This is a genomic window from Mucilaginibacter sp. BGA-UO-ETr-C110, from assembly GCF_059567985.1.
The window spans coordinates 4,382,172-4,397,262 of record NZ_JCAQPB010000002.1 but is presented as its reverse complement, the minus strand read 5'-3'; the positions used below and the strand labels follow the sequence as shown (position 1 = coordinate 4,397,262).

The window sequence follows — 15,091 nt, the reverse complement described above, 5'->3', positions numbered from 1 at the left end:
AAGCTTATTATATAAGGCTGTTGTGCATTACGAAAATAAGCAAAATCGGCAAAGCATTATGATAAGATCCTTAATTCTGATCGGGAAAATCGGCACCTATAGTAGTTGCTTTCCAGGTCTCCAGTTCGTCAACCATCGCTTTCAATTTTTCTGATGCCCGCTTATAGGCGTCCCGACCAAGGTACAGGTGCAGCGGCGGTTGCTGATCTTCAGAAAGCCGTATCAATATCTCAGCGGCCTTATCCGGGTCGCCGGGTTGTTTGCCGTTGGCTGCCAGGTAGCGATTCTGTGTATCTTTAACTGCCTGGTAACCATCGATCTTACTTTCGGTAAAGGCGAGTGAATCTTTGGTAAGAAAGCCGGTACGGAAACCTGATGGCTCAACCACAGTCACCTTAATACCAAACTCTTTAACATCAAGCGCCAACACTTCAGAAAAAGCTGCGACTGCAGCTTTGGTAGCCGAATAGACCGACCAGCCCGGCGCGCCTACAAAACCGGCTACAGAGCCCATGTTGATAACGAAGCCTGCTTTCTGCTTACGCATAACAGGCAGGATGCTCCGGGTAACATTAATGGTAGCCAAAACATTCACGTCAAAAATATTCCTGATATCCCGCTCTACAATTTCTTCTACAGTACCGGCCATGCCGTAACCGGCATTGTTAACCAGCACATCAATTCGGCCGAACGCGGTAATAGTTTGCCTGATCGATTCTTCAATACAATCCAGGTTACTCAGGTCTACTGCCAGGGGGAGAAAGCGGTCTGTGTCTATCACACCGACAGCATCTTTAAGGGTTTGCGCATTGCGCGAGGTGGCAGCTACCCGGTAGCCATCGTTCAGCAACTTTTTTACCAGGTTGAGCCCCAGGCCCTGAGAGGCCCCGGTTACATACCATACTTTTGATGAGTTCATAACTTGTTTGTTTTAAACTGTTTTGATTTATGAGGTCATGATCTTTGAGGTATCCTCAATTAAGGATTGCATCAACACGGCGGCCTTGGTATGTTTAAGTATCGGTGCAATTTGCCCGCCCCAGAACAATATCAGATCCCATTTTTGTTGCTCAAGCGCCGCTTTTCTTAACGATGACATGAAAGTAGTTTGTAAGGGGAAGGGCAAAAATTGTTTCTCTTGTCCCACTAAATCTTTAGCCACCCTGCTGGTGATACCCCGACCCAATCGTCCTGTAAAGGCACGTGACAGTGTGGTGTATTTAGCGGCATCAGAAAATAACATTTGCCGGTGAATGGGTAAGGCACCCGATTCATCACAAGCCAGGAATGCGGTACCGATCTGCGCTGCATCAGCACCCAAAGTGAGAGCTGCGGCTACACCACGACCGCTTGCGATACCACCCGCGGCAATGATCGGTGTTTTTACTTTCTCTTTAATCAATTGGACTAATACAAAAGTTCCGGTAGTTGATTGTTCGGCAGAGGCTAAAAACGAAGGGCGATGACCGCCGGATTCAAAACCCGAGGCGATGATCAGATCTACGCCGGCCGCTTCCAAAGCAATCGCTTCATCCAGCGTTGTGGCGGCGCCCACTGTTTTAATACCCAGTTTACGGCATTGCTCCAGGATATCCGCAGAGGGTATGCCAAACATAAAGCTGAACACTTTTGGACGGGTGCTCAGAATGACCTCAATCTGGTTTTCAAAACGGGATTTAAAGGTGGCAGGCTTTTCGGGCAAAGCAATCCCGGCTTCATCAAAATAAGGCTTGAACAAGGTTTTGGCCTGCTCGAAATGTTCGTCCGAAACCGTGTCATCAACCGTATCAGTATCAGAAACCCACAGATTAATATTGTATGGCTTGTTGGTCGCGGCTTTCAGTTGTTTATCTTTTTCATAGATCTCCTGCGGACTCAAAGTGTAAGCGCCAAACCCACCTAAACCACCAGCGTTGGACACCGTCGCCACCAACTCAACCGTGGATAATCCACCGCCGAATGGTCCCTGCATGATCGGGTAATCTATGCCTAATAATTCCGTTGCTTTTGTGTTATACCACATGATTTTATATTACTTTATGCACCAATTTTTTATGAGCTATTAGCTATTTAACGCTGTCAAATAAATCACCTCGATCTCGTCATTTTTTATTTTCCCTTTCACGTATTCAAAGAACGTAGCGGCATAGGCATAAGTTTTATGTAAATCAAAGGCCTCCTGGTTTTGATATACCTCATAATTGACAATCATCTGCGGAGAATCCTCCCGGGTATTCACCTGAAATAATTCACAACCTGTTTCTTTGCGGGTTTCAATAGCCATGGCAACCATTACCTTTTTTACCTCCTCCTCAAAACCCGGAAGGATATCTATATTGGCGATCAACGTTATCTTACTATTCATGACCAAAATATTTTTAATCGGTTTTATTGAGCAATATCGCTGATCATTTTATTAACGATGAGCCATTTGCCATCTATCTGGTGGAATGACAGCAATTCATGGTAATTGAAATCATACATTTTTACTTTTACCTCGGCAACGGCTATGGAATTTATCACCCTGATGTCAATAATATCCCCTTTAAATGGTTTGCCCGAATCTTTTGGGCTTTGGCGGTGTGCCACGCCATCCAAATACTGCTCCAGTGTTTTGGCGTAAGGCTGGCCTTTTACATCGCCAAATAATAGTGTGCCGCTGTAGTAAATTTGGCTTAATGCGTTAACATCTCCTTCATATATCCCTTTGAAGTAGATGTCTTCGAGTACCCCGGTAATGGCGGCTCTGTCTTGCTGATTATTTTCCATTTTCTTTAAATTTTGTGCTTTAATGCCCCGCAAGCCGCAGAGCATTAAAGCGATTAATAAAAAGGGTTTCATATCAATTTAAATTATGCCCGGCTCCTATACCACCATCTACGTTGATGATAGCGCCGGTAATAAACTTACTCTTGGCAACGGTATAAACCATTTCCGCGATGTCTTCCACTTCGCCCACACGGTTCAGCAGATGCAATCCAGCGCTTTGATCGGCATTATCACCATGCATAGGGGTACGGATGGTGCCAGGCCCAATCGAATTCACCCTGATGTTATCTTTACCAAACTCACCTGCCAGTTGTATAGTAAGCGCTTGTATGGCTCCCTTTGATGCCATTGGTGCAGTAATAGGTACTCCTGCAAGGGAATGGTTAACCAACGGAGTGCCAATATTGATCACTACACCGTCGCGCTGTTTCAACATTTGTGGAATAACCGCCTGAGTAGTAAAGTAAGTACCCCTCAGGTTGGTGTTCAAAAACTTATCCAGGTAGGCTTCATCCACTTCCAGGAAAGGCCTGGTTTCAAATATGCCGGCATTGTTTACCAGCACATCTACCGAACCAAATTTTTCAATGGCCTTAGCTACCAGCTGTTCGCCGGTATGTTTATGGCTTACGTTGCCGGCAACCATGGCCAGGTTATCGCCAGCACCAAGTTCGTTAAAAACCTGCTCCAATTTGTGGGTAGTTGACGAATTGATCACAACATTATCGCCCTTTTCTAAAAAATAACGGGCTATTTCTTTACCGATTCCGGATGATGCGCCGGTAACGATGATGGTTTGTTTTTTCATATTTTATTTTTTATCGGCTGTGATGCCTTTTTCTCTTAATACAGATACTTGTTCGCCAGCATATCCCCAATCGTCCAGGTCAACTTCCTGTATCACCACATGGGTTAAATGCGGGTCTTTGTTTAGCGTGTTGGTTAACAACTCAGTTACACCTTTTATTAAGGTTTGCTTTTGTTCACGGGTGACTCCTTCACGGGTGATTTCGATTTTTACGAATGGCATGGCTGTAGATTTTTAGGCTAAGGCTATTTCTGCAACAGCGTTAGCGGTGATAGTTACATGTAGTTCAAACTCATTGTAGATCAAAGTATCGCCCAGATCTTTGAAGAAATTACCTGAACGGAACTTCATTCCGTATTTGGTACGGTCGATCACGATTTTTCCAGATGCGGTGATCACATCGCCAGCATGATCGATCTGCGCGTCAAACGCTACCGGATGAGTAAGATCCTTGATGGTCAGGTCTCCATTAATATGATAAGAGCCATCACCCTTGGGCACTGATGTGGTGATCAAGAATAAAGCTTCGGGATATTGTTTTGAATTGAAGAAATCCTCCGAAGCCAGGTGACCTGCAAATTGCGCGTTGGTAGCCGGATCGGTTATATCCAGAATGTTAATCGATGTAGTATCGATTGTAAATTGGCCGCCTGTTAGCTGGCCATCGTTAAAGGTTAAAGAACCCTCTTTAACGGAGATAGTTCCGTTATGTGCGCCGGTTACTTTACGACCGGTCCAGTCGATGTTACTTTTAGCGCTTACGATTTTAAAATTTTGTGTTTCCATGTTTGTATGTCTTTAATGACAATACAAATGTGGGGAGGAGTGAAGAGGAACTTACGTGACCTACATCACATTTAAAAAAGCAGGTAAATTAAGTGATATACATCACATTTTGGGCTGAAGAGATCAGGAATGATAAAGCCGGCTTAACGTTTCTCTCGAAACCCCCAGATAGGCGGCAATTAAATGTTTGGGGACGATATTATATAGCGCGGGATATTGAGCCAGCAGCTCTTCATAACGATGTTTGGCATCATTGTTCATGAATGATAATAACCTTTTTTGAGAGGCAACATATCCTTTATTGGTACGCCAGCGAAAAAAATGTTCTACCTGGTGGATTTCGTTGCAGAGTTTTTCGCGGTCATCGTTTGAGAGACAAAGCACCTCGGCATCTGTAATACAATCCAAATTGATGGTTGCTTTAGCGTTGCTGTAAAGTGCGTTGTAATCCGAAGCCCACCAGGTTGGCATGGCAAATTGAAGGATGAACATTTTCAGGTCATCATTGATATAAAATGATTTCAAGCAGCCATCCAGTACAAAATATTCGCAATCCACCTTGTCGCCGGCGGCAATAATAACCTGTCCTTTTTTGAATGACCGCTGTTTAAAATGCGAAAAAACATAATCGAACTGCTCATCCGTTAATGATATAGTTTTGGCGATATGCGCCTGGAGTGTTTCTTTGGCTTGCATCAAATCAAAAATACTTAATGCATTTAATATTTTGCCTATCTAACGTGAGTTCGATATAAAGAACTCCCCAGGCCATTTCGACCAGCATGGACGAACAAAATTATGGTTTACAGTGTAAACCCACTTTTTAGCATTAAAAATAATTAAATAATTGATTGTTAATGATTTAATTTAATGTAAACCGTAAAAAGTGTAAACCATGTAAACCCAATTTTAACGAAATGGCTCACTTATTTAAAGATTATGCTTAGTTCAGTATTAAAGCAAAAGCCCCGGGATTTTAAAATTCCGGGGCTTTTGCTTTTCAGATGCAAGTGTTACACTTTAACTACACCTATGGCTTTTTTTCTTCCAAAACTGTTTTTTTGACTGGGGAAAGCTGACCAAAAATATCCGTTATCTGCAGGGCTATATAGTAATCCTGGGCTTTCAGGTTCATTCCTTTAACCAAAAATCCTATACTGGTGATGTCTGGATCAGTCCCCTTGATAGATGCAATGGGCTTGCCGGAGTATGAGCTGTTTTCGTATATTTTTACCTCATAGCTTAACTGCGGTGTCGCAGTTGGTAACATACTCCAGTTTACAAAGATTTTTTTCTGGGAGTGATCATAATAAGAGGCCAGATCATAAATACTTGCCGGTACAATCTCCGGTTTATCTTTTTGACTGGTAGGATAAAAGGTTTTCGGTTGTCCCGGGTTTGTGCCACATGAAGTTACCCTTACACCATCATTGCCATACTTTTCCGCCTTCCATGATCCTTCACCTGCTTCAGCTACTAAGGAATCGGGGTGTGCCCATTTGTTTTGATCCGTTAACATCCAGTATGATTTGTAAACCGCTGTTCTTGATCTTTTTTGCTCATCGGCAAAATTTTCCAGGAAACTCCCGATATCCCCATGAAGCATAGCCTCTTTTTCGGGCACTACAAAGGTTACATAATGCCGGTAGGTTTTTTCGCTTTGGTCATATATCCAGTAACCTACCATTGTTGTGGAGTCATTTGTGGTCCATCTTTTTACAATATTGGTATACCAATGATCGGGCTTCCAGCCAAAATCGGCATGCGAATGCAAACCGGTACCTTCACCTCCAAAGCCGCCAACAAAAGTTAGCGGGTCTTTATATTGTGCAGATAGCTGGATCTTGTTCGGAAAATCCCAGATGGAGAATATATTGTTAGGCATGCGGGTTTCATTTAAACCGGCCTTTTGTATCCCACAATAACCACCACTTTTGCCAATACCAAACTGCACGCTGCAGGCATAGGTATATGGAGCCAGACCATCAGCCGGGAACATCACATCCGCCATCATCAGTTCGGCTTTGATCTTACCCATTTTTACGGTTTTTACATACGGGCCCCATTTGGGGCAGCTTTGCTGGGCAAGGCTAGGTGTTACAATGGCGAGGGTCAGTATCGGAATAAAAAGGCTCTTTATTTTTAATTTCATTTGATTTGTGTGTTTTTTAATTGGCACGCGTTGCATCTATGGTTTGTTCAACTACCAGATAGGAGCCCGGTACATATATACGTATGGGGAACCGAAGATTTAAACTGTACATTCCATCGGGTAATCCATCATTGTGTACAAACTGAGTAGGTATCCTTTGATAAATGTTATATCCGTTGCCTAAAGAGCTTAATGGAAAAGGTGTGAACGGAAATTTAAAAACCATGGCATCATCGGTGTAATAATATGATTTTGTATACTGCTGCAATGATTGTAAATACGGTGGAACAGGATTTAACCCGGCAGCCGGCCGACTGATGATCTCCCCTTTCTTTGGATTAAAGAACACCCCGTTTTTATCCATATACTTAACCGTAATCATGTTGGGGGTATCTGCTATTCTTGTAACCGTTAAAAGTGGAGGTTTGCCAACTACTGACTTGCTCTCATTACCAACCACTATCCTGGTTTCGCTGGTTGAACCAATAGTTGGTACCGACTCAAAGGTGGTGGTATCCCGGAGTAAAAAATCGCCTATTTTGGGATATATTTTTGTTCCAGTTTCGTTTTTTATTTCCAGGTCGAACTGGTACTCGCCGGCGGGCAGCTTTAAAGCGCCGTAATTACCTGAAATCTGACCACTGGATGGATTAATAGAAATTGGCGCTGCATTAATGGTTTTAAGTTTAGCGTTGATCAGTTGCAGCGTTGTATCTGTTTTTGGATCATACAGCGCTGTCCAAACCGAAACTGGGTATGTTTTACTAAACAGGTCATCTACAATATTACCTGTTGCTTTATCATAAAAATGTATCACCCTTACAGAAAAAGGTTGCGAGGTTCCGTCTCCATTTAGCCCCGCACTAAGGAATGCCCGTCCTTTTGGAATGATGATAGGGCTTTGCTCGTAATGGATGTACGGACTCAAAAAGCCAGTGCCTGTTTTTTTACATGCGTAGCTTGTTACTAAGCATATAATAAGTAATGGGATATATAAAAATAGGTTACGTTTCATGTTGTGGTTATTGTTTAAAAAATAAAACATGCGAGTTGTTAAGCACATTAAGCTGACCTGTTGAAGTGGTAAGGCCTGTTGTTTGGCAGCGTACCCTAACACCAACCGTATCCGGAATGTCAGGCGCGACTACTACGTTTGGCAGCTTGCCTTTGATAAATGTGTAGTATTCCAGGCTCGGAGCTGTGCTGGTAGCCGAAGTATACCCTAAAGTAGGGTCATATGTTTTTTCGAACGATATTACCGCCTGGCTCCCGGTTTTGGAGGTATTGAAAACAACGCCATTTTCGGTTAACGACCCATAGGTTACTGTTTTAGGAATGATATAGGTATTCAGCGAATCTTTAAAAACATTCAGATCGTATTTGATCAAAGTATCAATGCTATACCTGGCAAAAGGGTCCTTTTTTTGAGCCTGCAAAGTTTTTGCCTGTAAATAATTGTTAATAGCAAAATCTGTAGGGGCATAAAATGTTATGCCTTTTTGATTGATCACATCCTTAAGTCCGGCTTTATCAACTACCATTAATAAAGTATCAAACATGTTATATCTGTTACTTTTTAAATAGTCATAAGTGCTTAAGGTGGTTGTATTGCTTTCTAACTTACCACCGATGATGTAATCGTTTTTCTTGCATGAAACCAGTATGATACCAGCTAACGCAGAGATCATAAAGAATTTAATTATATTTTTCATTTTCTTGTCTGTTTAATTGAATTACTGACCTGCTGATGCCCACCATGCGTTTTGTGTTAACAATGGATCCTGAGGTAAAAGGGTTCTCAAATCAAGCGGCCATAAATAACCGCGGTTAGTTATCCGGTTGGGTAAATAACCATCGATAGAATTATCATAGTTGGGGTTAGTAATAAGACCTGATCGTACGAGGTCAAAATACCATTGACCTTCGCCGTATAATTCTCTTCCCCGTTCATCCATTATGGTGTACAGTAAATCATTCTGCCCTGTAAAAACATAAGGATCAAGACCTGCCCTTTGACGCACGCGGTTAAGATAGGTCAATGCGCTCCCGGTATTTCCCAGGTTCAGATCGGCTTCGGCCTTTAACAGGAATATATCGGCAAGGCGTAAAACAACCATATTATTGCTCACAAAGGGCAGTGTTTGTTGTTGCGGGTTTTGATAGATCACGTTGGCGTATTTAACCATCAGGGTACTATTGCTATGCAAACCATAAAATGTAGCCTTGATACGTACGTCGCTATTCACCTGGGTAGTATCATATAAGTTATTGATCAAGTCCTTATTTACCGCCCAGCTTGAACTTTTACCTTTCACAAGCGGATCTGCCAGGAAAATGGAAAAGATGCCGCTACTCCCGCTCTGTGCTTCATTCTGATTTGGCGAGTAGATCATATTGATCTCAAAGATGCTTTCCGGGCTTTGGCCTTTAAATATATTGGCGAAATTTGCGCCGGGCTCCAGCGAATAATTGCCATATTGTATCACACTATCCGCAGCGGCTGATGCTAACTGATATTGCTTTTGCCACATATATACCTTTGATAAAAGTGCCAATGCCGACCCTTTACTTGCCTGAACAGCAACTTTTGAAGCATCTGAGTAATTATAGCTTAAAAGATTTGAGCTCTTTTTCAGATCGCTCACTACCTGGTTAAAACCATCGGCATCTGAACTGCGGGCTATAGGTTTGGCATTGATGGGGTCGGTATAGGCTTGTGTAACTATAACCGGTTGCCCCCAAACCTGGGTAATATAATAGTAGCAATAGGCCCTGATAAAATAAGCCTCGCCCATGATTTGATTTCTGGTGGCCACAGGGTCGTCTGTGAATTTGGAAGCAGGAATATTGGGTACCTTGCTCAGTATCAAATTACATTGACTTATCACCTGGTAAAAGCTGGTCCAATTGTGCAACACCGACTCATTATAAGGAACATAATTAAAATTCCACTGATTGGCAGAGCTTAGAGAGCCTATTGTCCAGTCGCTACCATAGGTAAATTCATTGGCCGTAGCATCTCCTAAAATAAAATATGCTTTGCCATTGGTTAAAGCTGTACGTAACAGGCCGTATGCGCCTGCCAGTCCACTTTCGGCAGCCCTTTCACTTGACCAGAAGTTATCGTCGGTTGGTGTATCAATGGGCCCTTCATTAATATATTTTTTGCAGGAGGTAATTAATCCAAGGCCGCAAATAATTATAGCTATAATGTATTTATTTATATACTTTTTCATCTGTAATTTCATTGAATTAATTAAAACTGAACATTTACACCCAAGGTTATTTTTTTAGGAATAGGGTAAGTTGCCCCATCGTAAATACCAAATGGATTTACCTGCTCGGCGTCAGGAACTTTGGCTTTTTGGAAAGTATACACGTTTTGTAATACAGCGTAGAAGCGGCAACCCGAAAGTCCCAAAGCATCTAAATATTTTTTAGAAAGTTTGTACCCTAAAGAGATATTGGTAATTTTTAAATAAGCTCCGTTTTCATTAAACATGGTTGAGAACGGGAAGAACTGGTAAAAATAAGCTCCGCTTGGGTTTAGTGCCGGGTATTTGGCTTTATAGCCTGCCGGATCTTTAGCCGCTAATACAGGATCCCAGAATCCAATTTTGGACAAATCCGGAATGCCTGAGTTGGTAAAGTTGGTGACACCATTTGCCCAGTTATCATACTGGTTAGATAGCAAACTATTGATGATATCCCTTTTTAATGTAAAGGTCATCCCGATGCCTAATGAGAAATTTTTATAACTGAAGTTATTGTTAAAACCACCTGTTATAGCGGGGTTTGGATTCGCGGTAGGCAGCAAGTCGCCTTGGGCATTACCTTTGTCCTCGTCAGACCAAACATCAAAATCGCCATTAGCATCCATCCATATTGGATAGCCTGGTTTAACCCCGTAATTTCCTTTAAAATAGGTAAGGGCCTGACCTGTATATGGATTAACCGGTACCTGTGATTGTGAATTGTAAACTCCCTGATAGATCATCTGGTTAAGCATATACATTGGCTTACCTACCTGGAAAATGTAATTGATGCCTAAGCCACTATTGGGATCATTATAAGTTGCATAAATGGTTCGATTACCGTTGGGAAGACTCCGGATCTGATTTTTATTATACGAAAAGTTAAAGTTGGTGTTCCATTGAAATTTGCTGGAAGGAGGAAGGTTATGAGTGTCAATATTAACCTCGATACCAGAGTTGCCGACAGATAAACCCGAGTTAGAGGTTTGTTGTGTATACCCGGTATAAAAGGCTAATGGGAATGTATAGTACTTATTACTTTGGATCTTGTTATAATAATCGACGGTAAGGTTAATACGGTTGTTAAAAAAAGCGCCATCAAAGCCGATATCAAATTGCTTGGTTGGTTCCCAGGTAAGGTTTTTATCAGTAACACCATTGCCTGTATTAAAGTTAGGCGTACCCATGGCCACACCATTGTAATAACCTTGTGTTAAATTATAACCATTATAAGGCGCGTAAAAACTGGATGGCTGATCACCATTTACACCATAACTTGCTCTTAATTTCAAGAGTGATATCCATTTTACCGATTTTAGATAATTCTCATCAGAAAGGATGTAGCCCGCACTTACCGATGGAAAATATCCCCATTTGTGGTTAGAACCAAACCTTGACGAAGCATCTGCACGCATGGTAGCATCAAACAGGTATTTTTCTTTATAATCGTAATGCACCTGAGTAGCATAAGATAGCAGCGACGATGCCTGGTAATCAGTTGAAGCGGTTAAACTGGCTTGCGGAACACCCTGAACCACTTTTATATTATCATCTGGAACGTTATCTCCATAGATGTTTTTGCTGTTTACCACATCCCTTTGAAAGTTTTGCAGTACCAGGATATTGATATTGTGATTGGTGCCAATTTTTCGTCCGTAGGATAAAACGTTATTGACGTTGGCAGACACATAATTGCTGCTGTAGTCATAAGAAGTGGCAATCCCCTGTGCCGATAGTGTTGTAGGTGAGCTAAATTGGTTTTGGCTCATATTAGTGCTACCCGATCCTTCAATTTTATACAATAACCCAGGTAGTATCTGGTAGTGTAAACCTATAAAGCCGGTTAAGAGATCGTTTCTGTCCAGGTTTCTTAATTGATCATAATCACCCCGGTATCTGGCAATATCCGTGTCATTGGTATAGTACAATGAACTTGGCTGTTGAAAACCAGATAAAGGATTGATCTCATGCGGGTCGTTGCCTAAACCTGGTTGCCTGTCGACCCTCGAAAAGCTGATGTTTACCTCGGTGCTCAGTTTTTTATTGATCTGATAATCAATATTCGAGCGGAAGGAATATCGCTTAAAGCCTGTTCCATATAAAACGCCATTCTCGTCATAGTTATTCAAGCTGAAGCGGTAATTAATAGCATCCGTAGCACCGGCTATGGATAGATCGACATTGTGGATATAGCCTTTACGGTAAAACAATCCCTGCCAGTTAGTGGCATTATTAAATGCCGGATTTAAACTGTCTGTGAGCATTTGTGGTAATGAACCAATGGCTCTTACACCACCCTGTTGGGTTAGGAAATTAAGTTTTTGATTCCGCTCAAAAGAGCCGGTGGCTGTTTCAACTAATTTAGGCTGATCAGAGAAACCACCGTAAACGTTTAAGTTTATTTGCGGTTTTCCTTTAACCGCTCTCTTTGTTTTTATAGTTACTACGCCATTTGCACCCCTTGAGCCCCATATGGCTGTAGCAGCGGCGTCTTTGGCAATTTGTATGCTTTCAATATCATTAATGTTGATGCCCGCCAATACGTCGGTTTGGGTATTATCGTAATTACCTAAATCCGTGAGGCTGGTAGGTACTCCATCAATAATAAACAAGGGAGTGCTCAGCGCATTGGCTTCGGAAAGATTAGATGATAATGACGAATTACCCCTAACTGTGAAAGTGTTACGTACTCCTGGTTGCCCACTGAAATTTTGAATATTAACCCCTGTTACCTTACCCTGTAAGGCAATATCAAAACTGGGTGCTGGTAAGTTTTCTATATCCTTACCAGAAATTACCGTTATGGCGGCGGTAGTAGTCCGTTGCTTAATTTCATGATAACCTACTACAACCACATTATTTAGCTCATTTTTGGATGGTTGAAGGTTTACGTTAATAACCGATTTGCCATTAACATCAACCTCCCTGGCATCGAAACCGATAAATGAAAACCGGAGGACGGCATTGGTAGAGACGGAGATTTTAAACTTACCTTCCGAGTCGGTAATTGCTCCCCGTTGCTCTCCTTTAACGGTTACCGAAACCCCGGGGATGGCTCTGCCGTCATCGGCGCCTTTAACTGTACCTGTTACGTTTACCTGGGCGTAGGCAAGCCCGTAATAAAATAACAGCAAACAACAAATCAGAATCTTTTTGTAAATGTTCATCATGCTTTACTGGGTTAAATAAATAAATTGGATTGTTTTATAATTAATTATTGGATAATCGCCGGTTAACAATACATACCTTAATTTGCACTGATAAACAGCCCCACTTTCAGTGTCGGACTTAACTCGTAAGTGATTGCTTTTCAATCAGAAAACCAATAATCTCTTAAACCAAACCTATCGAATAATTTTATTGAGCACCTAATTAAAGGGCACGCAAACGTTTGCTGCTGATGTTTTATTACACCGTAGTTAAAAAAGTATATTATTTAATAGTTAAAACAGAAAAGAGGAGCTTAAATCGCGGATAAGGGCTCATTTTTATTAAAAAATGAGAGAAAAACTAGTTGATATAGGTAAAAAAGGAGGATAGTTTTGTTATAGAAAGGTAATTTTTTATGATTTTATATCAATTTTAAAATAAAAGATATGCAAATACGTTAGAAGTCCCTTTTATTGAAAATAAACGCAGCAAAAATCAAAAATTTAAAGACATCTAAAAATATCCCTGTTTTTTGTTAAAACCCGAATCATACGCTTTATCAGGAAAATGAAACTATGCTTTTTCAAAAAATAACGCAAACGTTTGATGTGATTAAATTTAATGCGATGATATCTATTACATCTTATCACGCTGTTTTTTAGTTGCTTTGAATGCAGTGTTATGTGTATTCAAACGCAATTCCGGCATACCTTGGACTCATAACATCTCTTTCAAATAAAATTGGGGTTTAAAAATGACCGGTTCGGGATAGGCTTTGTCTACTTACCATATATAGTGGTTAGGTTAGGGACATGGTGAGGATACTTTTGAGGAAACAATAACAAAAACTCAAAAAATTTAAATCATGAAAACGAATAAACACATCCTTATCAGTAAAATTATCGCCGGTGCTTTTGTCCTGTTTACAGCAACTACCAGCTTTGCTCAAACCAGCACATCTGCCAATACTCAGCAGCCTGATGCTATCCGTCCTTTTCACGCTCATATTTCAGATGAAGCAGTTGCCGATCTGCGCCAGCGGGTAAAAGCAACCCGCTGGGCCGAAAAAGAAACAGTTACTGATCGCTCACAAGGCGCCCAACTGGACAAAATACAAGCCCTGGTAAAATATTGGGGTACAGACTATGACTGGCGCAAAGCCGAAGATAAACTGAATGCCCTGCCACAATTCATAACTAATATTGATGGTCTGGACATCCACTTTATTCATGTACGCTCCAAAAATCCAAATGCTTTGCCGGTGATCATCACCCATGGCTGGCCGGGTTCTGTTTTTGAATTGCTGAAAGTTGTTGGTCCGCTGACCGATCCCGAAGCTTATGGAGGCCGTAAAGAAGATTCATTTGATGTAATTATACCTTCTATGCCTGGTTATGGTTTTTCTGGTAAACCTACCGGTACCGGCTGGAATGCTGATCACATAGCCCGTGCCTGGGATGTATTGGTGAAACGTTTAGGATATAAGAATTATGTATCACAGGGTGGTGACTGGGGTTCGGTTGTTGCAGATAAAATGGCGGCTCAAAAACCGGTAGGACTATTAGGTATCCATGTTAACATGCCAGCTACCGTGCCTGCCGATGTAGCAAAATCACTGGCCAGTGGTAGTCCCGCCCCAGCCAACCTTTCTGCCAAAGAAAAAGCTGCTTATCAATCATTAAATAATTTGTATACCAGGGGTGGTGGATATGCCGGCATCATGGTAACCCGTCCGCAAACCATTGGTTACAGTTTATCCGATTCACCGGTAGGTTTGGCCTCATGGTTCTATGATAAATTTGCCGACTGGACCTATAGCGGTGGCGATCCTGAAAAATCATTGACCAAAGATGAGATGCTGGATGATATTTCATTATACTGGCTGACCAACACAGCTACATCAGGAGCACAACTTTACTGGGAGAATAATGCCAATAATTTCAACGCTGTGGACATTTCGATCCCTGCCGCAATAACTGTTTTCCCTGGCGAGATCTATCAGGCACCAAAAAGCTGGGCCGAAAAAAGCTACCACAAGCTGATCTATTTCCACGAAGTAAACAAAGGCGGTCACTTTGCTGCCTGGGAAGAGCCACAATTATTTGCCGAAGAGCTTCGTGCAGCATTCAAATCATTACGTAAATAACTGATCTTATATAAGCTATACACCGG

At 41.7% G+C, this 15,091-nt stretch carries 14 protein-coding genes; 1 reads left to right on the top strand and 13 read right to left on the bottom strand.

The window, feature by feature from the left end:
- Positions 1-70: 70 nt before the first annotated feature.
- The 13 genes from AC57BQ_RS18905 to AC57BQ_RS18845 form a co-directional block, all read right to left on the bottom strand.
- Positions 71-919, bottom strand: coding sequence for an SDR family NAD(P)-dependent oxidoreductase (locus AC57BQ_RS18905; protein ID WP_496407748.1), 849 nt, complete (start codon positions 917-919; stop codon positions 71-73).
- Positions 920-946: 27 nt separating this feature from the next.
- Positions 947-2,023: an NAD(P)H-dependent flavin oxidoreductase gene (locus AC57BQ_RS18900; RefSeq protein ID WP_496407747.1), complete on the bottom strand. Its 1,077-nt coding sequence runs from the start codon at positions 2,021-2,023 to the stop codon at positions 947-949.
- Between the two features lie 39 nt (positions 2,024-2,062).
- Complete coding sequence (locus AC57BQ_RS18895) at positions 2,063-2,365, bottom strand: putative quinol monooxygenase (protein ID WP_496407746.1); 303 nt, start codon at positions 2,363-2,365, stop codon at positions 2,063-2,065.
- Positions 2,366-2,388: 23 nt separating this feature from the next.
- Complete coding sequence (locus AC57BQ_RS18890; protein ID WP_496407745.1) at positions 2,389-2,841, bottom strand: nuclear transport factor 2 family protein; 453 nt, start codon at positions 2,839-2,841, stop codon at positions 2,389-2,391.
- A 1-nt stretch (position 2,842) separates the two neighbouring features.
- Positions 2,843-3,577 carry an SDR family NAD(P)-dependent oxidoreductase gene (locus tag AC57BQ_RS18885; protein WP_496407744.1) on the bottom strand — a complete coding sequence of 245 codons (735 nt, stop codon included), beginning with the start codon at positions 3,575-3,577 and terminating at the stop codon, positions 2,843-2,845.
- Between the two features lie 3 nt (positions 3,578-3,580).
- Positions 3,581-3,799, bottom strand: coding sequence for a tautomerase family protein (locus AC57BQ_RS18880; RefSeq protein WP_496407743.1), 219 nt, complete (start codon positions 3,797-3,799; stop codon positions 3,581-3,583).
- Between the two features lie 12 nt (positions 3,800-3,811).
- Complete coding sequence (locus tag AC57BQ_RS18875) at positions 3,812-4,363, bottom strand: YceI family protein (protein WP_496407742.1); 552 nt, start codon at positions 4,361-4,363, stop codon at positions 3,812-3,814.
- 123 nt (positions 4,364-4,486) lie between these two features.
- A complete protein-coding gene (locus AC57BQ_RS18870) occupies positions 4,487-5,059 on the bottom strand; it encodes a Crp/Fnr family transcriptional regulator (RefSeq protein ID WP_496407741.1) in 573 nt (190 codons plus the stop codon).
- A gap of 334 nt (positions 5,060-5,393) precedes the next feature.
- On the bottom strand, positions 5,394-6,515 hold the full coding sequence (locus AC57BQ_RS18865; RefSeq protein WP_496407740.1) for a DUF3472 domain-containing protein: 1,122 nt from the start codon (positions 6,513-6,515) through the stop codon (positions 5,394-5,396).
- Between the two features lie 16 nt (positions 6,516-6,531).
- Positions 6,532-7,530, bottom strand: coding sequence for a hypothetical protein (locus AC57BQ_RS18860; RefSeq protein ID WP_496407739.1), 999 nt, complete (start codon positions 7,528-7,530; stop codon positions 6,532-6,534).
- 7 nt (positions 7,531-7,537) lie between these two features.
- On the bottom strand, positions 7,538-8,227 hold the full coding sequence (locus AC57BQ_RS18855; RefSeq protein WP_496407738.1) for a fasciclin domain-containing protein: 690 nt from the start codon (positions 8,225-8,227) through the stop codon (positions 7,538-7,540).
- Positions 8,228-8,248: 21 nt separating this feature from the next.
- Positions 8,249-9,751 carry a RagB/SusD family nutrient uptake outer membrane protein gene (locus tag AC57BQ_RS18850; RefSeq protein WP_496407737.1) on the bottom strand — a complete coding sequence of 501 codons (1,503 nt, stop codon included), beginning with the start codon at positions 9,749-9,751 and terminating at the stop codon, positions 8,249-8,251.
- A gap of 20 nt (positions 9,752-9,771) precedes the next feature.
- The gene (locus AC57BQ_RS18845; protein ID WP_496407736.1) at positions 9,772-12,939 is read right to left on the bottom strand and encodes a SusC/RagA family TonB-linked outer membrane protein; all 3,168 of its coding nucleotides are present in this window, start codon (positions 12,937-12,939) and stop codon (positions 9,772-9,774) included.
- 845 nt (positions 12,940-13,784) lie between these two features.
- Here AC57BQ_RS18845 and AC57BQ_RS18840 point away from each other — a divergent pair.
- Positions 13,785-15,065 (top strand): epoxide hydrolase family protein, encoded by a 1,281-nt coding sequence (locus AC57BQ_RS18840; protein ID WP_496407735.1) that lies wholly within the window; start codon positions 13,785-13,787, stop codon positions 15,063-15,065.
- Positions 15,066-15,091 lie beyond the last annotated feature (26 nt).